General features: G+C 71.3%; 18 protein-coding genes. 12 read left to right on the top strand and 6 right to left on the bottom strand.

The features are described 5' to 3' along the window. Nucleotides 1–37: 37 nt before the first annotated feature. Nucleotides 38–1,096: a LacI family DNA-binding transcriptional regulator gene (locus ACFY0K_RS26545; protein ID WP_390641942.1), complete on the bottom strand. Its 1,059-nt coding sequence runs from the start codon at nucleotides 1,094–1,096 to the stop codon at nucleotides 38–40. Between the two features lie 46 nt (nucleotides 1,097–1,142). Here ACFY0K_RS26545 and ACFY0K_RS26540 point away from each other — a divergent pair, with 46 nt between their 5' ends. The 7 genes from ACFY0K_RS26540 (at nucleotide 1,143) to ACFY0K_RS26510 (ending at nucleotide 7,880) form a co-directional block, all read left to right on the top strand. Beyond that, nucleotides 1,143–2,402 (top strand): MFS transporter, encoded by a 1,260-nt coding sequence (locus tag ACFY0K_RS26540; protein ID WP_390641941.1) that lies wholly within the window; start codon nucleotides 1,143–1,145, stop codon nucleotides 2,400–2,402. Nucleotides 2,403–2,411: 9 nt separating this feature from the next. After that, on the top strand, nucleotides 2,412–3,773 hold the full coding sequence (gene pafA, locus ACFY0K_RS26535; protein ID WP_028801611.1) for a Pup--protein ligase: 1,362 nt from the start codon (nucleotides 2,412–2,414) through the stop codon (nucleotides 3,771–3,773). A 142-nt stretch (nucleotides 3,774–3,915) separates the two neighbouring features. Further along, nucleotides 3,916–4,914 carry an FKBP-type peptidyl-prolyl cis-trans isomerase gene (locus ACFY0K_RS26530; RefSeq protein ID WP_390641940.1) on the top strand — a complete coding sequence of 333 codons (999 nt, stop codon included), beginning with the start codon at nucleotides 3,916–3,918 and terminating at the stop codon, nucleotides 4,912–4,914. Nucleotides 4,915–4,988: 74 nt separating this feature from the next. Continuing rightward, entirely contained in the window at nucleotides 4,989–5,360 is a 372-nt protein-coding gene (locus ACFY0K_RS26525; protein ID WP_093505093.1) for an FKBP-type peptidyl-prolyl cis-trans isomerase, read from the top strand. A 207-nt stretch (nucleotides 5,361–5,567) separates the two neighbouring features. Beyond that, nucleotides 5,568–6,521, top strand: coding sequence for a helix-turn-helix transcriptional regulator (locus ACFY0K_RS26520; protein ID WP_390641939.1), 954 nt, complete (start codon nucleotides 5,568–5,570; stop codon nucleotides 6,519–6,521). A 19-nt stretch (nucleotides 6,522–6,540) separates the two neighbouring features. Then, the gene (locus ACFY0K_RS26515) at nucleotides 6,541–7,560 is read left to right on the top strand and encodes a WYL domain-containing protein (RefSeq protein WP_352365041.1); all 1,020 of its coding nucleotides are present in this window, start codon (nucleotides 6,541–6,543) and stop codon (nucleotides 7,558–7,560) included. 59 nt (nucleotides 7,561–7,619) lie between these two features. Next, nucleotides 7,620–7,880 carry a hypothetical protein gene (locus ACFY0K_RS26510; protein ID WP_388599535.1) on the top strand — a complete coding sequence of 87 codons (261 nt, stop codon included), beginning with the start codon at nucleotides 7,620–7,622 and terminating at the stop codon, nucleotides 7,878–7,880. A 157-nt stretch (nucleotides 7,881–8,037) separates the two neighbouring features. Here the strand turns inward: ACFY0K_RS26510 and ACFY0K_RS26505 are convergent, their stop codons facing one another. Further along, the gene (locus ACFY0K_RS26505) at nucleotides 8,038–8,370 is read right to left on the bottom strand and encodes a hypothetical protein (protein ID WP_390641938.1); all 333 of its coding nucleotides are present in this window, start codon (nucleotides 8,368–8,370) and stop codon (nucleotides 8,038–8,040) included. A gap of 218 nt (nucleotides 8,371–8,588) precedes the next feature. Between ACFY0K_RS26505 and ACFY0K_RS26500 the strand changes: the two genes are divergently transcribed. From ACFY0K_RS26500 to ACFY0K_RS26485, 4 genes are all read left to right on the top strand, one after another. Then, entirely contained in the window at nucleotides 8,589–8,783 is a 195-nt protein-coding gene (locus ACFY0K_RS26500) for a hypothetical protein (protein WP_351958908.1), read from the top strand. 262 nt (nucleotides 8,784–9,045) lie between these two features. After that, entirely contained in the window at nucleotides 9,046–9,330 is a 285-nt protein-coding gene (gene tatA / locus ACFY0K_RS26495) for a Sec-independent protein translocase subunit TatA (RefSeq protein WP_352365046.1), read from the top strand. Between the two features lie 47 nt (nucleotides 9,331–9,377). Continuing rightward, nucleotides 9,378–10,322, top strand: coding sequence for a twin-arginine translocase subunit TatC (gene tatC, locus ACFY0K_RS26490; protein WP_390641937.1), 945 nt, complete (start codon nucleotides 9,378–9,380; stop codon nucleotides 10,320–10,322). Nucleotides 10,323–10,541: 219 nt separating this feature from the next. Next, nucleotides 10,542–13,394: a DEAD/DEAH box helicase gene (locus tag ACFY0K_RS26485; protein WP_390641936.1), complete on the top strand. Its 2,853-nt coding sequence runs from the start codon at nucleotides 10,542–10,544 to the stop codon at nucleotides 13,392–13,394. A gap of 88 nt (nucleotides 13,395–13,482) precedes the next feature. Here ACFY0K_RS26485 and atzF read toward each other — a convergent pair whose 3' ends face one another. The 4 genes from atzF to ACFY0K_RS26465 all read right to left on the bottom strand — a co-directional run bounded on the left by atzF (nucleotide 13,483) and on the right by ACFY0K_RS26465 (nucleotide 20,347). After that, on the bottom strand, nucleotides 13,483–15,153 hold the full coding sequence (atzF, locus tag ACFY0K_RS26480) for an allophanate hydrolase (protein ID WP_390641935.1): 1,671 nt from the start codon (nucleotides 15,151–15,153) through the stop codon (nucleotides 13,483–13,485). Nucleotides 15,154–15,402: 249 nt separating this feature from the next. Next, on the bottom strand, nucleotides 15,403–18,915 hold the full coding sequence (locus ACFY0K_RS26475) for a 5-oxoprolinase/urea amidolyase family protein (RefSeq protein ID WP_390641934.1): 3,513 nt from the start codon (nucleotides 18,913–18,915) through the stop codon (nucleotides 15,403–15,405). Then, nucleotides 18,912–19,526, bottom strand: a complete 615-nt coding sequence (locus tag ACFY0K_RS26470; RefSeq protein ID WP_390641933.1) for an urea amidolyase associated protein UAAP2 — start codon at nucleotides 19,524–19,526, stop codon at nucleotides 18,912–18,914. The genes ACFY0K_RS26475 and ACFY0K_RS26470 overlap by 4 nt, the downstream gene beginning before the upstream one ends. After that, on the bottom strand, nucleotides 19,523–20,347 hold the full coding sequence (locus tag ACFY0K_RS26465) for an urea amidolyase associated protein UAAP1 (RefSeq protein WP_351958901.1): 825 nt from the start codon (nucleotides 20,345–20,347) through the stop codon (nucleotides 19,523–19,525). Before ACFY0K_RS26465 ends, ACFY0K_RS26470 begins: the two co-directional genes overlap by 4 nt. A 184-nt stretch (nucleotides 20,348–20,531) precedes the next feature. Between ACFY0K_RS26465 and ACFY0K_RS26460 the strand changes: the two genes are divergently transcribed. Further along, a complete protein-coding gene (locus ACFY0K_RS26460; protein WP_352365060.1) occupies nucleotides 20,532–21,158 on the top strand; it encodes a helix-turn-helix domain-containing protein in 627 nt (208 codons plus the stop codon). Nucleotides 21,159–21,492: the final 334 nt, after the last annotated feature.

Genomic DNA, 21,492 nt, shown 5'->3' with positions numbered 1-21,492 from the left:
GCCCCGTCCGGTGATCGTCGGACGGGGCGCGGGCGTTTCATGAGGGGCCTGGGGGCGCTGTGGAGCCTCGTACGACCAGTTCGACGGGGATGTCTCCGTGTTCGGGTTCGCGGCCGTCCAGGACGGCGAGGAGGGCCTGCATGCCGCGTTCGCCGAAGAGTTCCGCGTCCAGGCGTACGGTCGTCAGCTCGGGATCGATGGCGGTGGCGAGGGCGAGGTCGTCCAGGCCGGTGACGGAGATGTCGTCGGGGATGCGCAGGCCTCGGCGGCGGAGGGCTTTGTAGGCGCCGGCGGCGAGTTTGTCGTCGTCGCAGACGAGGGCGGTGGGGCGGGGGCCGGGGGTGGTGAGGGCGGCTTCGGTGGCGGCTTGGGCGCCTTCGATCGAGATCGGGGCGCGGATCGTGCGCAGTGAGGTGCCGGGTACCGCTGACGTGCGGGTGGCCAGTTCGTGTGCGCGTACTTCGAAGGTCCAGGAGGCGATGTCGGCGGCCAGGTGCAGGAAGTGGCGGTGGCCGAGGTTCAGGAGGTGGTCGGCGGTCTGGCGTACGCCGTCGGCGATGTCGAGGTTGACGGTGGCGGCGCCGAGGCTGCCGTCGGGGTCGCTGTCGAGCATGACGAGGGGGAGCTGGTCGCCGCGGATGGCGGTGAGGGCGTCGGCTGCCATGGAGGAGGCGATGACGCCGTCGAGGGCGGCCTGGGCGGAGGCGAAGGGGTCGCGGGCGGGGCCGATGCCTTCGGGGGAGGGGTAGAGGAGGACGCCGAAGCCGTGGGCGGAGGCGACGCGGGCGGCGCCGGTGTAGACGCCGGCGAAGAACTCGGTGGTGAGGGCGGGGACGACGAGGAGGACGGTGCGGGTGCGGCCGAGGCGGAGGTTGCGGGCGGCGAGGTTGGGGCGGTAGCCGAGGTCGCGGGCGGCTTCGCGGACGCGTTGGGCGGTGGCTTCGGAGACGCGGCCGCGCCATTTGTCGCCGAGCACGAGCGACACGGCGGCCTGGGAGACGCCGGCTGCCTGGGCGACGTCGCGGCTCGTGGGGCGCGTGCTGCTGGGTGGCACCGGGGGTGGGCTCCTTCGTCTGGACGTGTGAACAGCGCACATGGTACGTATGGGAGGCGGGGTTATACGTAAAACGTGGAGGTGGGACATGGCCGCGGGGTACCTGGAGATCCTCAGGGCGAGGCACGCGGCCCGGCTGCTGACGGGGACGCTGGTGGGGCGGTTGCCGAACGCGACGGCCGCGATCGCGATCGTGCTGTTCGTGCGGGCGCAGGGCGGTACGTACAGCCTGGCGGGGGTGCTCGCGGCGGTGTACGGGGTGGCCAACGCGGTGGGTCAGCCGGTGCTGGGGAGGCTGGTCGATCTGTGCGGGCAGCCGCGGGTCCAGTTGCCCGCGGCGCTGGCGTCGGCGGCCGCGATGGCCGTGTTCGCGTTCGCGGGTACCGGGTCGCTGCCGGTCGCGTACGCGGCCGTGGCGGCGGCCGGGCTGTTCACTCCGCCGCTGGAGGGCGGGCTGCGGGCCCTGTGGCCGAGTGTCCTCGGTGCGGAGGAGCGGGTGCACACGGCGTATGCGATGGACGCGGTGGCGCAGGAAGTCATGTTCACGGTGGGGCCGTTGCTGGTGACGCTGTGCGTGTCGCTGTGGTCGGCGCAGGCGGCGCTGCTGGTGGTGAACGTGGTGGGGGTGCTCGGGGCGCTCTCGGTGGTGGTCTCGGCGCCGTCGCGTGCGTGGCGGTCGGCGCCGCGTGAGGCGCACTGGCTGGGCGCGCTGCGTTCGTCCGGGCTGCTGGCGCTGCTGGGCGCGTTCCTGTTCGTGGGGATCGCGCTGGGGTCCATCACGGTGGCGTCGGTGCCGTACGCGGACGGCCACGGGGGTGACGCGGTGTACGGCTGGATGATGGCGGCGCTGGGGCTGGGTGCGCTGCTGGGCGGCAGTGTCTACGGGGCGCGGCGGTGGGCGGGGGAGCCGGCGCGGCGACTGCGGGTGCTGGTGGCTCTTCTGGCGGTGTGTTATCTGCCGTTGATGCTGATGCCGGGGGCGTGGGCCATGGTGTTGCTCACAGTGCTGGCCGGGGTGTTCCTGGCGCCGGCGATCGCGTGTGCGTTCGTGCTGGTGGACCGGCATGCGCCGCGGGGTACGGTCACCGAGGCGTTCTCCTGGCTTGTGACGACGTTCACAGTGGGGGCGTCGGTCGGAACGGGCGTGGCCGGGCCGGTGGTCGAGGCGGGCGGGGCCCTGTGGGGGTTCGCGGTGCCGGGTGCGGCGGGGGGTGTGTCGTTGCTGGTCCTGGCGGTCACGGGGCGGGTCCTCGCAGCTCCCGGTGGGGGTGCGGTGGTTGCGGCCGGTTCGGAAAATGATCCAAATCGTGCTGTCGAACCCCGTTTCAGCTCAGGGGATCGGGCGTAATGTTCAGTCATGGACCGCCGCATTTTCGGGCTGGAGAACGAGTACGGCGTCACGTGCACGTTCAGGGGACAGCGCCGCCTGTCGCCTGACGAGGTGGCGCGGTACCTCTTCCGCCGTGTCGTGTCATGGGGCCGTAGCAGCAATGTCTTTCTGCGGAACGGCGCCCGGCTCTATCTCGACGTGGGCTCACATCCGGAATACGCGACACCCGAGTGTGACAATGTGACCGAACTGGTCACCCACGACAAGGCCGGCGAGCGCATTCTCGAAGGGCTGTTGGTGGACGCCGAACGACGCCTGCATGAGGAAGGAATCGCGGGCGACGTCTACCTTTTCAAGAACAACACGGACTCGGCGGGCAACTCCTACGGTTGCCACGAGAACTATCTGGTGGCGCGGCACGGGGAGTTCTCCCGGCTCGCGGACATCCTCATTCCGTTCCTGGTGACCCGGCAGCTGCTGTGCGGCGCCGGGAAGGTGCTGCAGACGCCGCGCGGTGCGGTGTACTGCGTGAGCCAGCGGGCGGAGCACATCTGGGAGGGCGTCTCCTCGGCGACGACGCGGTCCCGGCCGATCATCAACACGCGCGACGAGCCGCACGCGGACGCCGAGCGCTACCGCCGGCTGCACGTCATCGTCGGCGACTCCAACATGTCCGAGACGACGATGCTGCTCAAGGTCGGCGCCACCGACCTGGTGCTGCGCATGATCGAGGCGGGCACGGTGATGCGGGACCTGACCCTGGAGAACCCGATCCGGGCGATCCGCGAGGTCAGCCACGACATCACGGGCCGGCGCAAGGTGCGCCTGGCCAGCGGCCGGGAGGCCTCCGCCCTCGAGGTGCAGCGGGAGTACTACGAGAAGGCCGTGGACTTCTGCGAGCGCCGCGGTATCCGCACCGGCACGGTCGAGCAGGTGCTGGAGCTGTGGGGCCGGACGCTGGACGCGATCGAGGCCGAGGACCTGGACCGGATCGGCACCGAGATCGACTGGGTGATGAAGTACAAGCTCATCGAGCGGTACCGGGCCAAGCACAACATGACCATGTCCCATCCGCGGGTGGCGCAGATAGACCTCGCTTATCACGACATTCACCGTCGTCGGGGTCTGTATTACCTGCTGGAGAAGAAGGGTCAAGCCGCGCGGATCTGCAATGACTTGAAGATCTTCGAGGGCAAGTCGGTTCCGCCGCAGACGACTCGGGCGCGGCTGCGCGGTGACTTCATCCGGCGGGCCCAGGAGCAGCGCCGGGACTTCACGGTCGACTGGGTGCATCTCAAGCTCAACGACCAGGCACAGCGCACGGTGTTGTGCAAGGACCCGTTCCGTTCGGTCGACGACCGGGTGGAGAAGCTCATCGCCGGTATGTGATCGCCGGTATGTGATCACCGGCCTGCGAGAGATCGGCACAGAACGCCACACGGGCGCCGTACGTTTTCCGTACGGCGCCCTTCTCACGTCGTAGAGTTGCGCGCACGCCATCCGCAAGATCGACCGATTACGAGGCTCTTCCGTGCGCCGACGCTCTCTTCTCCTTGCCGCTGTTCCCGCGGGACTGGTCACGCTCGCCGGGTGTGGTGACAACTCGTCCTCCTCCAGCAAGGCCAGCGCCTCGCCGTCGGCGTCCGCCTCGGTGCCGCCGCCGAAGATCGTGGACGGGCCGTTGCCGGCGATCACGGCGGGCACGAAGTTCGACGAGAAGCCGACGGTCGCCAAGGGCACCGGTGACCCGTCGAAGAACCTGGCGGTCAAGACGGTGATCGCGGGCAGCGGCAAGACGGTCGCGGAGAACGACTTCATCCAGGCCAACTACCTGGGGCAGATCTGGTCCACGGCGAAGGTCTTCGACCAGTCGTACGACCGCACGCCGCTGCTGATGCAGCTCGCCGCGGGCAGCATCATCGACGGCTGGCGGTACGGACTGGCCGGGAAGAAGGTCGGCAGCCGGGTGCTGATGGCCGTGCCGCCGACCTGGGGGTACGGCAGCTCGGGCAACTCGCAGGCGGGGATCAAGGGCACGGACACGCTGGTGTTCGTGGTGGACATCCTGAACTCGTTCAACTCGAAGAGCTCCAGCACGGGCAAGGTGGTCGCGCAGAGCGACCCCGCGCTCCCCAAGGTCGGCACGAACACGGACGGCAAGGCCCCCTCGATCGACATCCCGAAGGTGGACCCGCCGAAGACGCTGGTGTCGAACTACGTGCTGGAGGGCGACGGCGCGGAGGTGCAGTCGACGCAGACCGTCCTGTGCCAGTTCAAGGGCGAGGTCTGGGACAGCGGCAAGGTCTTCGAGCAGACGTACGAGAGCGGGCGGCTGGCCCAGTTCTCGGTCCAGCAGATGCAGCAGGTCGTCAAGGGGCTGGCGCAGGGCATCACCGGCAAGAAGGTGGGCAGCCGGATCGTCGTCGTCACGCCGCCGGACCTGGCCTACGGGAACAACCCGCCGAGCGGTGGTGTGGTGAAGAAGGGTTCGACGCTGGTGTTCACCGTGGACATTCTTGCGGCGATGTAGTCGCGGGGGCGTGACCCGGGCGGGGATGAAAGACTGTGCGGGTTCCGTGTCGTACACAAGCAGGAGCAGAAGACGTGAGCATCGACAAGCCCGAGATCGACTTCCCCGAGGGCCCGGCCCCGGCCGACCTGGAGATCAAGGACATCTGGGAGGGTGACGGCGAGGTGGCCCAGGCCGGCCAGACCGTCACCGTGCACTACGTGGGTGTCGCGTTCAGCACCGGCGAGGAGTTCGACGCCAGCTGGAACCGCGGCACCCCCTTCCGCTTCCCGCTGGGCGGTGGCCGGGTCATCAAGGGCTGGGACCAGGGCGTGCAGGGCATGAAGGTCGGCGGGCGCCGCCAGCTGACCATCCCGGCCCACCTCGCCTACGGCGACCAGAGCCCGACGCCGGCGATCAAGCCCGGCGAGACGCTGATCTTCGTCGTGGACCTGCTCGGGGTCTGATCCCCGTCCCCGGCCGGCGTCGTCCGGACGCCGGCCGGTCCTGACCGGGAACAGGCCGGCCGTGGGCCCGTGCCGTGTGCGCGGGCCCTCGGCGTTTGTCGTGCCGTGTCCGTTTCGGCCGCCATTGTTTGGACCGGCTTTTGCCGTGACACTCCGGAGCGGTACGGTCATCGGTCAGGAGCACCATAGGGAAGGCGAAGGGCGTCGATGGCCATTGCCAAGGCCGAGCGGCTGATGAACCTGGCGCTGTGCCTGCTGGGGACACGGCGGCCGCTCAGCAAGCGTGAGCTGCGCGAATCCATCGAGGCCTACCTGGAGGCGGGCAGCGACGACTCCTTCAGCCGGATGTTCGAGCGGGACAAGGACGATCTCCGCGAACTCGGGCTGGTGATCGAGACCGTCGAGAACCTGGACGGCGAGGTCGGCTACCTCGCGCGCCGCGACAGCAACCGGCTGCCGCCCATCACCCTGGACGCCGAGGAGGCCGCCGCCCTCGGTCTCGCGGCCAAGGTCTGGCAGCAGGCCCGGCTGGCCGGTGCCGCCAGCGGCGCCCTGCAGAAACTGCGCGCGGCGGGCCTCCCCGAGGACGTCGACCCGTACGAGGCGCACGGCGCGCTGGAGCCGCGGATCCCGGTGCACGAGGCCGCCTTCGAGCCTCTGATGCTGGCCTGCCGGGACCGCCGCCCGGTCGTCTTCGACTACCGCAAGGCAACCGCCGCCCACCCCGAGACCCGGAACGTGGAGCCCTGGGCCCTGGAGTGCTGGCGCGGCCACTGGTACCTGGCGGGCTGGGACCGCGACCGGGGTGCCGAGCGGGTGTTCCGGCTGTCCCGGATCACCGGGAAGGTCCGCTCCCGGGGCACCGCCTTCACGGCGCCGGTCCCGGACGTCGTCACCGTCCGCGAGACCGTGGCGAGCTGGGCCGGTGAGATCGCGGACCGTTCCGCGCGGATCCGGCTGCGTTCCGGGGCCGGCTACCCCCTTCGGGCGAAAGCCACCGCGGTGCGGGAACTCGGAGACGGGTGGGACGAGTTGGAGATTCCGTACGGGCACGGGCTGGACGCCTGGCTGGTGGAGTTCGGGCCGGACGTCATGGTGGTGGAGCCGGCCGAGCTGCGGGCGGACGTGGTGGACCGGCTGCGTGCCGTGGCCAAGGGCTGAGGGGGAGCGGAGCAAGGCAGTGGCAGGCAAACCGGTCAGGCCCGTGAACGCCATCGACCAGACCCGGCGGATGCTCTCCCTGGTGACCTACCTGCGCGAGCGCCCCGGCGCCCGGATCGCGGACGTGGCGCGCGCCTTCGGGATCACCGAGGACGAACTGGTCTCCGACCTCGACGTGCTGCCCATGTGCGGCACCAGCTTCCGGGGCGGCGATCTGCTGGACATCGACACCGACGGCGAGCGGATCTGGTGGCACAACGCGGCCGCGCTCGGCGAGGAGGCCGCCGAACCGCTCAGGCTCGCCGCCGACGAGGCGACCGCGCTCCTGGTCGCCGCCCGCGCGGTGGCCACCCTGCCCGGCCTGCGCGAGGGCGACCGGCAGGCGCTGCTGCGGGCCACCGCCAAGGTGGAGACCGCGGCGGGCGAGGCGGGCGATGCCAGCGCCCGGCTCTCGGTGACCTTCGAGTCCGAGGGCGGGGTCTTCGCCGACGTCGACCGGGCGATCGCCGAGCGCCGCCGGCTGTGGATCCGTTACTACTCACCGGCCCGCGACGAGGTCACCGAGCGCGAGATCGATCCCATCCGCCTGGTCAGCGTCGGCCACACCTATGTGGAGGCCTGGTGCCGCCGCTCCGAGGCCCGGCGCACCTTCCGTCTCGACCGGGTCGCCGAGATCAGGATCCTCGACGAGCCGTCCGCACCCCCCGAGATCGAGCTGCGCGACCTGTCCGAGGCCCTGGTGCAGCCGGCTGCCGAGGACCCCGAGGTGGTCGTCGAGGTCGGCCCCGGTGGGCGCTGGGTCGCCGAGTACTACCCGCACGACAGCGCGGATGAGCTTCCCGACGGCGGGCTGCGTATTACTCTGCGCACCCCCGATCCGGCTTCCCTGCGCCGGCTGGCGCTCAGGCTCGGCGGCGACGGCCGGATCGTGTCACCGCCCGAGCTGGCCGACAGCGCCCGCCGGGCGGCCCGCGAGGCACTGGCGGCGTACGACCACGTCGGGCACGGCGACGAGGAAGGGCAGGGGCGAGGGTTTTGAACGAGTCTTCGGGGGTTCTGGACGGGTCTTCGGGTTCCGGCGGCGCGGGCGCGCGGGAGATGACGGTCGCGGCCGCCTTCGCCGGGATGAGAAGAGTGGTCCCCGTGGTGTTCAGGGCCGGCTGCCCGGACTGCCGGAGCAGTTTCGAGCTCGCCGCGAGCGCCCTGCGCCTGGCCATCGGAGCCACCAGCAAGACGACGTTCTACTCGTTCACCTGCCCCGACTGCGGGGCCGCCGTCCGCAAGCCCGCCGGCGAGCGGATCGTCGAACTGCTCACCGGCGGCGGGGTCAGGACACTGCGGCTGCACCCCTCGGTCTGAGGCGCCGTGTCGAGTCGCCGGGGCCGCCGGTCTTCCGAGGCCGTCCGCTGGACGGCGCGTGGCCGGGGCCCGCACAGGGGCCCCGGCCACGGCCGGTGCTGAAGGGGGCCGACGGCCAGGATCCGGCAGCTCGCCGTCACGCCCCGTCGTCAGCGGGTCAGCAGCTTCCGCCCCGGGCGGACGAGAAGGTCATCGGCTTGTTGTACACGACGGTGTGCCCCTTGCCGTCCGCGGCCACGTTCGCGCACCACTTGTTGTCGAACAGGGCGTCGGTGGTGCCGGCTATGGCGGACTTCACGGTGCAGGTGTTGTGGTAGTAGATCGTGTAGGACACGGTGCCGTCGGCCCAGGAGTAGTTGAAGCAGCCGACGCTGCCGGTGTGGGAGGAGGCGGGCGACAAGGTGGCCGCGCTCGCCGGTGTGACGGCCACCATGCCGAGGATCGCCACGGAACTGGCGGCGGTGACGGCGAAGCGGTGCCTGAAACTCATGTTCCCCCCAGGGGTTTGCAAAAGGAAGACCAAGGAACACTCGATGGATGGTCGGTCAACTCGCCTTACATGCAGGAGAGTTAGTGGTCCCTGGCCTCTGGTCGGGCAGAGAGTAACTGAAGATCGGCAACGGGTGTCAAGCGACATTGCGAGTGCGCACGCTGACCTCGCCCGGTGTCCCGGGCAACCATGGCCCAGCACCCCTTAGGCTCGGCCTCATGTTCTGGCCGATGTTCGCTGTAGCTGTGGGTTTCCTGGGTCTCGCCGTGCTCGGCGTGTGCGCCGTGCGGGTGTTCCTGGAGGCCCGGCGCCTCGGCAGGCAGGTCACGGACTCGGCGCGGCGGATCAACCGGGCCGCCGAGGACCTGGAGCGGGCCGCGGCGAGCGCCGCACGGGCCGCGGACAGCCTGTGAGCGGCGCTGTGCGAGGGGTGTGAGTCTCGGCGGTGCGGCCGTTTTGGGTCACTTCGACCTGTCACCAGGGCCATAGTGGCGGGTAGGCTGCTGGCGCGGCCCCGGAGAACGAGGCCCGGACCGCGGACCGGGAGTACGCACGGGGATTGCCTGATGTTCACTCCTCGGCGTTACGATCGCTGTCAGCACGGTCGATCGGACAGGTGTCCAACCGGTCGGACGGCACCCCACCCCAGCCGCCTCGGTGAGAAGGTAAAGACTTATGTTCGGAAGGCTCGGCGCCCCCGAGATCATTCTCATCCTCGTCGTCGTCATCCTGCTGTTCGGCGCGAAGAAGCTTCCCGACATGGCGCGCTCGCTCGGCAAGTCCGCTCGCATCCTCAAGAGCGAGGCCAAGGCGATGAAGGAAGACGGTAACACCACCACCTCCGCCCAGGCGCCCGCCTCCGGCGAGCAGTCCCAGGCGCAGCGCACCATCCAGGCGGCCCCCGGCGACGTGACCAGCGCCCGCCCGGTCAACGAGCCGTCGGACTCCACCCAGCGCTGACGCAAGGCCGGTAGCCCCCGGCCTGCCGCACGAGATGAGGATGTGGGTTGCAAAAGTCTGCCCGCAAACAGGAGAAGGATCCCGAGGGGCGGATGCCTCTCGCGGATCACCTTCGTGAGCTCCGCAACCGGCTCGCGAAGGCAGTCCTGGCGATCGTCGTCGTGACGATCGCAGCTGCCTTCTTCTACAAGGACATCATCGAGTTCTTCACGAACCCGATCCTCAGCGCCGTCGGTTGCAAATCGACGCTGTCCGAGCTGTCGGTGAGGTCGAGCGGGACCTGCGCCCGTATCGTGCTGAACGGCCTGCTGACCCCGTTCACGCTGGCTCTGAAGGTCTCCCTGATGGCCGGAGTGATCTTCGCGTCGCCGATCTGGCTGTACCAGCTCTGGGCGTTCGTGGCCCCGGGGCTGCACCGTCACGAGAAGAAGTACGCGCTGGCCTTCGTCGCCACCGGGTTCCCGCTGTTCCTCGGCGGGGCCTTCTTCGCGTACAAGACCCTTCCCACCATGGCGAAGGTCCTGCTCGGCTTCTCGCCGGCGAACCTGGACAACCAGCTTCCCCTCGACGATCTGCTGGACCTGATCGTCCGCATGGTGCTGGTCTTCGGCCTCTCCTTCGAGCTGCCCCTGTTCCTGGTCATGCTGAACCTCACCGGTGTGCTCAGCGGTAAGCGCATGATCGGCTGGTGGCGCGCCATGATCCTGGGCATCACGGTCTTCGCCGCGGTGGCGACGCCCAGCACGGACCCGCTGACCATGCTGGCGCTCGCCGGACCGATCTGGGTTCTTTACTTCGGCGCGAGCGTTTTCTCGCTGCTGAACGACCGCCGCAAGCGCCGTCGCGAGGAGGCGGGCCCCGCCGACGACGAGGCCTCCGACCTGGACCTCACGCCCGAGGACATCGGCGAGATCGAGACCGTGTCCGCCGGCCGCGCGCTTCCGCACCAGCCGGGCGCGGACCGGGTGAACGGGTACGACGACGTGACCTGAGGCGCCGGATCCTCCCTCTGCCGACCGGCAGCGACGGGGTGCCGCCCGCTCGCCGCGGACGGCACCCCGTCGTGCGTCGGTGATCAGATGGACGGGGAGCCCCCCATTCAATTTCGAACAAGCGTTCCCACGTGGGTGATCATGTCTGTTCGCCTCGTGATCGAGGGGTAGGCGCCGAAGCCGGACGGGACGCGGACGGCGGTTGCCCGGTCCTTGATAATGATCGTCCTGTTGTCAGTGGGGACCGGTACGCTCGAAAGCACGATGACAGAGGACCTCTCACCGGCCGAGCGGTATGCGGCGGCCCGCAAGCGGGCCGCCGAGCAGGCCACCGCGCTCGCGTCGTTCCGCGAGATGTACGACTTCGGCCTCGACCCCTTCCAGATCGAGGCCTGCCAGGCGCTCGAAGCCGGAAAGGGCGTACTGGTGGCCGCCCCCACCGGCTCCGGCAAGACGATCGTGGGCGAGTTCGCCGTCCACCTCGCCCTCATGCAGGGCAAGAAGTGCTTCTACACGACACCCATCAAGGCGCTGTCGAACCAGAAGTACGCCGACCTCTGCCGCCGCTACGGCGACGGCATGGTGGGCCTGCTCACCGGAGACAACAGCATCAACCCCGACGCCGCCGTGGTCGTCATGACCACCGAGGTCCTGCGGAACATGCTGTACGCGGGCTCCCAGACCCTCCTCGGCCTCGGCTACGTGGTCATGGACGAGGTCCACTACCTCTCCGACCGGTTCCGCGGCGCCGTCTGGGAAGAAGTGATCATCCACCTCCCGGAGTCCGTCACCCTGGTCTCCCTGTCGGCCACCGTCTCCAACGCCGAGGAGTTCGGCGACTGGCTCGACACCGTCCGCGGCGACACCGAGGTCATCGTCTCCGAGCACCGGCCGGTCCCGCTCTTCCAGCACGTGCTCGCCGGACGCCGGATGTACGACCTGTTCGAGGAGGGCGAGGGCCACAAGAAGGCCGTCAACCCCGACCTCGCCCGGCTGGCCCGCATGGAGGCACAGCGTCCGTCGTACCAGGACCGCAGACGCGGCCGGGCCATGCGCGAGGCCGACCGGGAGCGGGAGCGCAGGCAGCGGTCCCGGGTGTGGACACCGGGCCGCCCCGAGGTCATCGAACGGCTCGACAACGAGGGCCTGCTGCCCGCGATCACCTTCATCTTCAGCCGCGCCGCCTGCGAGGCCGCCGTCCAGCAGTGCCTGTACGCGGGTCTCAGGCTCAACGACGACGAGGCGCGGGAGAAGGTGCGCGCCCTGGTCGAGGAGCGCACCTCGTCGATCCCGCCGGAGGACCTGCACGTCCTCGGCTACTACGAGTGGCTGGAGGGCCTGGAGCGCGGCATCGCCGCCCACCACGCCGGCATGCTCCCGACCTTCAAGGAGGTCGTCGAGGAACTCTTCGTACGCGGCCTGGTGAAGGCCGTGTTCGCCACCGAGACCCTCGCGCTCGGCATCAACATGCCCGCCCGCTCGGTGGTGCTGGAGAAGCTCGTCAAGTGGAACGGCGAGCAGCACGCCGACATCACCCCGGGCGAGTACACCCAGCTGACCGGCCGTGCGGGCCGCCGCGGCATCGACGTAGAGGGCCACGCAGTGGTGCTCTGGCAGCGCGGCATGAGCCCCGAGCACCTCGCCGGGCTCGCCGGCACCCGCACCTACCCGCTGCGGTCCAGCTTCAAGCCGTCGTACAACATGGCGGTCAACCTGGTCGAGCAGTTCGGGCGGCACCGCTCGCGGGAGCTGCTCGAGACGTCGTTCGCACAGTTCCAGGCCGACAAGTCGGTCGTCGGGATCTCCCGCCAGGTCCAGCGCAACGAGGAGGGACTCGCCGGCTACAAGGAGTCCATGACCTGCCACCTCGGCGACTTCGAGGAGTACGCGCGGCTGCGGCGGGAGCTGAAGGACCGGGAGACCGAACTGGCCCGCCAGGGCGCGGCCCAGCGGCGCGCCGAGGCGTCGGTCGCCCTGGAGAAGCTCAAGCCGGGGGACGTCATCCACGTCCCGACGGGCAAGTACGCCGGTCTGGCGCTCGTGCTGGACCCCGGGCTGCCGGCCGGGCGGTCCAACGGCCACCGCGGCTTCGAGCAGCACGACGGGCCCCGGCCGTTGGTCCTCACGGCCGAGCGGCAGGTCAAGCGCCTTGCCTCCATCGACTTCCCGGTGCCGGTCGAGGCACTGGAGCGGATGCGGATCCCCAAGTCCTTCAATCCCCGCTCCCCGCAGTCCCGTCGGGACCTCGCCTCCGCGCTGCGCACCAAGGCCGGGCACATCCCGCCGGAGCGGGCCCGCAAGAAGCGCTCGCAGGCGGCCGACGACCGGGAGATCGCGCGGCTGCGCACCGCGATCCGGGCGCACCCCTGCCACGGCTGCAACGACCGCGAGGACCACGCCCGCTGGGCAGAGCGCTACCACCGGCTGATCCGGGACACCTCCCAGCTGGAGCGGCGCATCGAGGGGCGGACCAACACCATCGCCCGGACCTTCGACCGGATCGTGGCGCTGCTGACCGAGCTGGACTACCTGCGCGGCGACGAGGTCACCGAACACGGCAAGCGGCTGGCGCGGCTGTACGGCGAACTCGACCTGCTCGCCAGCGAATGCCTGCGGGCCGGCGTCTGGGAGGGACTCAGCCCCGCCGAACTCGCCGCGTGCGTCTCGGCGCTGGTGTACGAGGCCCGGGTCGGCGACGACGCGATGGCGCCCAAGCTGCCCTCCGGGAAGGCCAAGGCCGCGCTCGGCGAGATGGTCCGGATCTGGGGGCGCCTCGACGCTCTTGAGGAGGACTTCCGGATCAACCAGACCGAGGGCGTCGGGCAGCGCGAACCGGACCTCGGCTTCGCCTGGGCCGCCTACATGTGGGCCACCGGAATGGGCCTGGACGAGGTGCTGCGGGAGGCGGAGATGCCCGCCGGCGACTTCGTGCGGTGGTGCAAGCAGGTCATCGACGTGCTCGGGCAGATCTCGGCGGCTTCTCCTGCTGAGGGCTCGACCGTGGGGAAGGCTGCGCGGAAGGCGGTTGATCTGGTGCTGCGGGGAGTGGTGGCCTACTCGTCGGTGGGGTGACGGATTCGTCGGCGGGTGCGGGTTGGGGTGTGGCTGGTCGCGCAGTTCCTCCCCCGGCCCTCGGCCGGGGGGACCCCCAGCGCCCCTTTCAGGGGCGCTTTTCCCGGGCTTCTTGCAAGTAGGCTCGCCAGCTTCCGTGGTGGGTGATGTCTTCGGCGTCCACGAGCGCGCTCGGTTCGCAGAGGAAGCCGGGGACGCTGGTGCCGTCCGCCAGGTCGACGCTGCCCAGTGCCATCGGGTGCGGGAGGGTCGCGAGCAGGCGGCCCAGGCCATCGGGGGGCAGGCTCCACACCTCCGTCTCGATCGCGGCGCCGCCCTCGCCCACGTGGACCAGGCCCGGCTTCGGCGGGGTCGTCGGCAGCGCGTGGAAGCGGTACGTCGGTGCCGTCGTCGTGGTGCGCTCCAGCACCGCCCCCAGCGCCAGGAGCTGGGGATTGAGGGGCTGGCCCGTCAGGTGGGCGCCGACCACCGCCAGGCTCACCCGCGGCTCCAGGGCGCGGGCGATCGTGGCCAGCCGGTCGTCCGTGAACGCCGGACCGATCAGCATCACGCCGAACGGCAGGCCGTTCACCTCGCCCGCCGGTACCGCCACCGCGGCCAGGTCGAAGAGGTTCGTCGAGTTGGTGAAGCGGCCCAGGCGGGCGTTGGCGCCCAGCGGGTCGGCGGCCACCTCGGCCAGGGTGGGGTGGCCGGGGGTGGTGGGGAGCAGCAGGGCGTCCGCGTCGCCGAGTTCGGCCAGGGCGCGGGTGCGCAGGTCCGCCAGGCGGACCTGGTCGGTGAAGAGCCGGTGGGCCGGGATGTCCCGGGCCCGGGTGATGATGCCGGCCACGGTGGGATCGAGGCCCTCGCCGCCGGACGAGATCAATTTGTCGACAAAGGGACCCACTGCCGTGTAGCGCTCGGCCACGAACGCGCCCTCGTACAGCATCGTGGCCGCCTCGGTGAAGGGGGTCAGGTCGATGGGGCGGACCGAGGCGCCGGCGGCGGCCAGGCGGTGCACCGCCGCCTCGTAGGCCTCGGCCCAGCCCTCGTCCAGCTCGCCGAGCTGGGTCAGGGGCGGGACGGCGATGCGCCAGGGGCCAGGGGGGCGCTGGGGGAGGGGCGGGAGGGCGCGGTCCGGGTGGTATGTGACATAGCACAGTGCCTGCTCCGCCTCCGCCAGCGTCCGGGCGAACACCGTCACGCAGTCGATGGACGCGCAGGCCGGGACCACACCGGCCGTCGGGACCAGGCCGCGGGTCGGCTTCAGGCCGACGATGCCGTTGAAGGCGGCGGGGACCCGGCCGGAGCCCGCGGTGTCCGTGCCGAGGGCGAGGTCGACGATGCCGAGGGCCACGGCGACGGCCGAGCCGGAGCTGGAGCCGCCGCTGATCCGGCTGGGGTCGATCGCGTTGCGGACCGCGCCGTGCGGGGAGCGGGTGCCGACCAGGCCGGTCGCGAACTGGTCGAGGTTGGTGGTGCCGAGGACGAGTGCGCCGGCCGCCCGCAGCCGGGCCACCGCCGGCGCGTCGGCCTCCGGTTCGTAGGCGTACGCCGGGCAGCCCGCCGTGGTGGGCAGGCCGTGCACGTCGATGTTGCCCTTGGCGGCGAACAGGCGGCCCGCGAGGGGGAGGTGTTCCCCCGCGGCCACCCGCTCGTCGATCGTGCGGGCCTCCGCCTCGGCCTCGGTCCGCGGGCGCAGGTCGATCCAGATCTCGGGCCGGTCGACGGCCTCGATGCGCGCGTAGGCGGCCCGGACACGGGAGAGGGTGCTGGACATGGTCTTGCTCCTAGGGGGTGTCTTCTGGATCAGGCCGGCGGATAGGTGCGGCGCCTTTCTGCCGAGCCGAGCGGGGTCTGGTGCGTGCAGCTGCAAGGCGGAGGAGGGTGTCGACGCGGTGGGGGCACCTCCCGGCCGAAGGCTGGGGGACGTCGGCGAGTGACGACAACGCGGCTGGGGGTGCCCCCTCTGGGGGAGTGCGTGCCAGGGCCCGCGTCGCTGGCATGATCCAGAAGACACCCCCTGGGCTCAGTTCGCGGCCGGCGCCAGGACGAGCAGGGCGGTGCCCGCCTCCACCTGGTCGCCGGGCCGGGCCAGGATCTCCGTCACCACACCGGGCATCGGCGCGTGCACCCTGGACTCCATCTTCATCGCCTCCAGGGCGAGCAGCGGCTGGCCCGCCGTCACCTCGTCGCCCGGCGCGACGTTCAACTGCCACACGGATGCCGCGTACTCGGCCTCTATCAGACGGCCGCCCGGCGGGATCGACACCTCGGCCGGTGCGGCGGCCGGTGCGGCCGAGGCCTCCGCCCGTGCGAACTCGCCCGCCGCTTCCCACGCGTCGCGCTCCGCCGCGAAGGCCGTCTGCTGACGTGACCTGAACTCCGCGATGGGTGCGGCGTGTTCGGCGAGGAAGCTCTCGTACGCGGCGAGGGAGAAGGTGCCCTCCTCGATGCGCGGGACGAACCGGCCCGAGGTGATGTCGGCGCGCAGGTCGAGGAGTTCGTCCGCGGACACCGGGTACCACCTGATCCGGTCGAAGAACCGCAGCAGCCACGGCATGCCCGGCTCGAACGCGCCGCGCTGCTGCCAGCCCGACCACACCTGGGTGGTACGGCCCACGAACTGGTAGCCGCCCGGGCCCTCCATGCCGTAGATGCACAGGTAGGCGCCGCCGATGCCGACGGAGTTCTCGGCGGTCCAGGTGCGGGCCGGGTTGTACTTCGTGGTGACCAGGCGGTGGCGGGGGTCCAGCGGGGTGGCGACCGGGGCGCCCAGGTACACGTCGCCGAGGCCCAGGACCAGGTACTCCGCGTCGAAGACCGTGCGGTAGACGTCGTCGGGCGAGTCCAGGCCGTTGATCCGGCGGATGAACTCGATGTTCCACGGGCACCAGGGCGCGTCGTCGCGGACGCCCGCCATGTAGCGGGCGATCGCCTCACGGGTCGCCGGGTCGTCCCAGGACAGGGGGAGGTGGACCGTGCGGGAGGGGACCACGAGCTCGTCGGTGGGCGGCAGTCCGTCCACGATCTGCCGTACCGTGCCCAGGAGTTCGGCCTGGGGGAGGACGAGGGGATCGGTCCGGATCTGGAGGGAGCGGATGCCGGGGGTGAGGTCCGTGACCCCGGGCAGCTCCGCCGCCGTCACCGCCTCCATCAGCGCGTGGACACGCATCCGCAGGGCGAGGTCCAGCTGCATGGGGCCGAACTCGACCAGCAGGTTGTCGTCGCCGCTGCGCCGGTAGGTCACGTCACCGTCGCGGGCCAGGACTCCGCCGTCGACGATCTCGGGGCGGGGGGCGCCCGTGACGTCGACAGGAGTGAAGCGGACCGTGTCGCCGGGACGGAGCTGGCCGAGCTTCCAGCGTTCGCCGCTCAGCACGGTCGCCGGGCAGACGAAGCCGCCCAGGGAGGGGCCGTCGGGGCCGAGCAGGACCGGCATGTCGCCGGTGTAGTCGACGGCGCCGACCGAGTACGGGGTGTCGTGGATGTTGGACGGGTGCAGGCCCGCCTCGCCGCCGTCGGTGCGGGCCCAGCGCGGCTTGGGACCGACCAGGCGGACGCCGGTGCGCGCCGAGTTGAAGTGCACCTTCCACTCGGCCGCGTAGAAGTCGCGGATGTCGTCCTCGGTGAAGAACTCCGGGGCCGCATGGGGGCCTTCGACGGCCGCGACCTGCCAGGCGGTGGTGAAGCGCGGGCGGTCGGCGACCGGCGCGCCGTCCGTCACGGCGCCGCCGTGCAGGACGTCACCCGTGCGCAGCGCCCGGCCGCCGTGGCCGCCGAACCGGCCCAGGGTGAAGGTGCTCGCGCTGCCGAGGAAGCCGGGGACGTCCAGGCCGCCGCCGGCGAACAGGACGTAGGTGCGCAGGCCGTGTTCGGCGGGGGCGCCGATCTCCAGCAGGCCGCCGGCCGGGACGGTCACCGGCTCCCACTGGGCGGCCGGGACGCCGTCGACCGTCACCGGGGCCGGGGCGCCGGTCACGCAGACGGTGGTGGGGTGGGTGAAGCGCAGGGAGGGGCCCTGGAGGGTGCATTCGAGGCCGGGCGCGCCCTCCGGGTTGCCCAGGGCGCGGTTGCCGAGGCGGAAGGAGCGGTCGTCCATCGGGCCGCTCGGCGGGACGCCGACCTGCCAGTGGCCGGTGCGGCCCGGCCAGTCCTGGACCGTGGTGAGCGTGCCGGCGGCGACGACCTCGACGCGGGGGGTGGGGTCGGTGACGGTGGCGAGGGTGGCCGTGGAGTGGGCGGCGGAACGGAAGCGGGGGTCGGCGAGCGCGGCGCGGACCAGGCCGAGGTTGGTCTCGATGCCGTCGACGCGGGTGCGGGCCAGCGCCTCGTCCAGCCGCCGCAGCGCCTCGGCGCGGTCGGCGCCGTACGCGATCACCTTGGCGAGCATCGGGTCGTACGACGTGGTCACCTCGGTGCCGGTCTCCACCCAGCCGTCGACGCGCACCCCGTCCGGGAACCCGACCCGGGTCAGCAGGCCCGCGCTGGGCCGGTGCTCGCGGGAGGGGTCCTCGGCGTAGACGCGGGCCTCGACGGCGTGGCCGCGCGGGGTGCCCGGGTCGCGGACCACGCCGGTCTCGCCGCGGGCGAGGCGCAGCATCCAGGCGACCAGGTCGACGCCGTAGATCTCCTCGGTGACCGGATGTTCCACCTGGAGGCGGGTGTTGACCTCCAGGAAGTAGGCCTCCTCGCGGGCCGCGTCGTACACGAACTCGACCGTGCCGGCCGAGCGGTAGCCGACCGAGGCGCACAGGTCGCGGGCGGCGGCGGCGAGCCGGGCGCGTACGTGGCCGGGCAGGCCGGGGGCGGGGGCCTCCTCGACGACCTTCTGGTTGCGGCGCTGGAGGGAGCAGTCCCGGTCGCCGAAGGTGACGACCCGGCCGTCGCCGTCGCCGAAGACCTGGACCTCGACATGGCGGGCGTGCTCGACCAGGCGTTCCAGGAAGACCCCGGCGGAGGAGAAGGAGGCGGCGGCGACCCGCTGGACGCGGTCCCAGGCATCGGTCAGTTCGTCGGCCGACCGACATGCCGACATACCGATACCGCCACCACCGCCGGTGGCCTTGAGCATGACCGGGTAGCCGATCGCGGACGCCTCGCGCAGGGCCTCGGGAAGGTCGTGCAGCAGGCCGGTGCCGGGCGCGAGGGGGACACCGGCGGCCTGGGCCGCCGCCCGCGCGGTGTGCTTGGCGCCGAAGAGTTCCAGCTGTTCGGGGGTCGGGCCGACGAAGACGATCCCGGCCTCCGTGCAGCGCCGGGCGAAGTCGGCGTCCTCGGACAGGAATCCGTAGCCGGGGTGGACCGCGCCCGCGCCGGTGTCCTTGGCCGCCTTGAGGACCAGGTCGGCGTCGAGGTACGACTCCTTCGCGGGCGCCGGGCCGAGCCGTACCGCCTCGTCGGCGAGGCGTACGTGCGGGGCCGAGCGGTCGGGGTCGGAGTAGACGGCGACCGTGCGCAGGCCCAGTTCGCGGGCGGTGCGGATGATGCGGACGGCGATCTCGCCCCGGTTGGCGATCAGCAGCTTGTCGAAGGAGGTCATTCCGCGGCCCCGGTGATCGTCATCTGCACGGCCGTCGGGTCGAAGCCGTTGCAGGGGTTGTTGATCTGGGGGCAGTTGGAGACCAGGACGAGGACGTCGCGCTCGGCGCGCAGGCTCAGCTTCCGGCCCGGGGCCGAGAGGCCGTCGACGATGCCGAGGGTGCCGTCCTTCTCGACCGGCACGTTCATGTACCAGTTGATGTTGGAGACCAGGTCGCGCTTGCCGAGGCCGTGCCGGGCGCCCTCGGCGAGGAAGTTGTCCACGCAGGCGTGCTGCGACCAGGTGTGGTGGCCGTAGCGCAGGGTGTTGGACTCCTTGGAGCAGGCGCCGCCGACCGTGTCGTGCCGGCCGACCTCGTCGGCGGTCACCGTCATCAGCGGGGTGTGCTCGTTGGAGAGCAGCACGCTGCCGGTGGTGAGGAAGATGTTGCCCTGGGCGTGGACGGTGTCGGGCGCGCTGTAGCGGACCGAGGTGTCGTGGGCGTCGTAGACGAGGAAGTCGACGGCCTGGTTGCCGTGCAGGTCGGTGATGGTGAGGGTGTCGCCCGCGGGGATCACCGCGGACCAGGCGGCGCGGGCCGGGACGACGGCGGTCTGCGTGCTCGTGCTCATGCGAGCCCCCTGGCGGCGAGGAATTCGGCGGTGTTGAGGAAGGCGCGGCGGCCTTCGGGGGTGGCGTCCCAGAGCGCGGAGCCGGGCGGGGTGGGCGCCGCGCGCCAGGCCAGCACCTCCAGGGGGGTGCTGACGTAGTCGGGGCGCGGGTCGGCCGGGTGCGGGACGTTCGCGATCAGTACGGTCACGTCCTGCTCGGTGCGGAGCGTGACGCTGCCGCCGGGGCCGGACGGGCCGGTGAAGTCCAGCGAGCCGTCTTCGCGCACCTCCACGCCCTGGAAGAACGACAGGGACGGCGGCAGGTCGCGTGGTTCCAGGCCGTTCTTGGCCGCCGCCAGCTTGAACAGCTCGCGGCCCGCGGGTGAGGGCGACTGCGGGGTACCGTCGCCGTACCGCTCGGTGTTGCGGGCCAGGGTGGAGGTGCCGCACAGCGCGTCGTGCCGGCCGGAGGTGTCGGCGACGACGGAGGCGAGGACCCGGCCCTGGTCGGAGAGGAGCAGGACGCCCTCGCCGAGGTAGGCGTTCCACTGGACCTTGACGGTGTCGGCGACGTTCAGCCGCTCCCAGGGGCGGCCGTCAGCGTACAGCAGGAGGTGCGCGCAGGCGTCGCCGGCCGGGTCGGTCAGGCGCAGTTCGGTGCCGCGGGCCAGGACGCGGTGCGTGTAGTTGCCGCCCGCCACCGTCTCGGCCCACACCAGGTGGCCCGCCTCGCAGGGCGGGTCCGGCCAGTCGGCGGCCGGTACGACGGGCATGGCCTCGGCGCGGGTGCCCTCCTGGGCGCGGGCGTGGGCGCGGGCTCCGTACGTGGTCGCTGTCGCCATCGCTGACCTCCGGCTCCTTGGACTGGGGGATTTCTGTCGCTCGACAGAAATTAGGGGCGGGCCGGGTCGGCGGCGTTGCCGCGGCGTAACGGCCCGGTTGCCGACGGCTCACCGGGGGCGGCGGCCGGCCGGGGTGCGGCGTCGGCGTGATCGCCGTACGGCGTCGTGTGCGAGGATCGAACGCATGGGGACGAGCAGTGGCCGCCGGGTCGGCCGGCCGCGGGCCGCGCAGCGACCGGACAGCGGTCTCGAACCGCGGGCCGAACTGCTGGCGGCGGCGGCCGAGTTGTTCACCACCCGCGGCTACGCGGCCACCACCACCCGGGCCGTCGCCGAGCGGGCGGGCATGCGGCAGGCGTCGATGTACCACTACGTCTCCGGCAAGGAGGAACTCCTCGCCGAGCTCCTCGAGTCCACCGTCACGCCCTCCCTGGCCTGCGCGCGGGAACTGCTCGCGGACGACGTGACCCCGGCCGAGGAACGGCTGCGGGTCCTGTGCCGGGCCGACGTGGAGCTGCTGTGCGCCGGACCGCACAACCTCGGCGCGCTCTACCTGCTGCCCGAGGTGCACGCGGAGCGGTTCGCCGGGTTCCATGCCGTACGCGCCGAGCTCAAGGACGCCTACCGGCAGCTGATCGCCGGCACGGCGGCCGGCGGGGCGCTGGCCAAGGGGGAGCTGGAGCTGCGGACCGATCTCGTCTTCGGGCTGATCGAGGGCGTCATCCTCGTCCACCGCTCCGAACCGGAGCGCCCCGCCCACGAGTTCGCCCGCGCCACGGCCGAGGCCGCGCTGCGGATCGTGGGGGTCTGAGGAGCCTCGCGGGGACGGCGGAGGTTTCGCTCCGAAGGCGCCTTTCACTCGTCACGGTGAGTCACTTTCGTATGCCTGTACGCCGTAACAGGTAGTGTTCGAATGAATGCCCTCCGTGCAAAACGACCGAGGGTACTCCAGTGCTTCGGGCATTTTCAGGTGCTTGCCGAATATGACACGGCGTTGATCCGGTCGGACTAAGCTCGCCCGCGGCGCACCGAGTTGAGGTGAATTCGTGCGCCTGTTCCCAAACATACGGAAGATCCAGACTGCTCCATGAACCTTCCCCCCACGAGCTCCCCCGACACCCAGCCGATTCGTCTCAGAAGGCATA

Origin of the sequence: Streptomyces sp. NPDC001507 (assembly GCF_042894765.1) — a bacterium.
Classification (GTDB): Bacteria; Actinomycetota; Actinomycetes; order Streptomycetales; family Streptomycetaceae; genus Streptomyces.
Note: the sequence above shows the minus strand (reverse complement) of the source record. Positions and strands in the feature narration are given on the sequence as shown.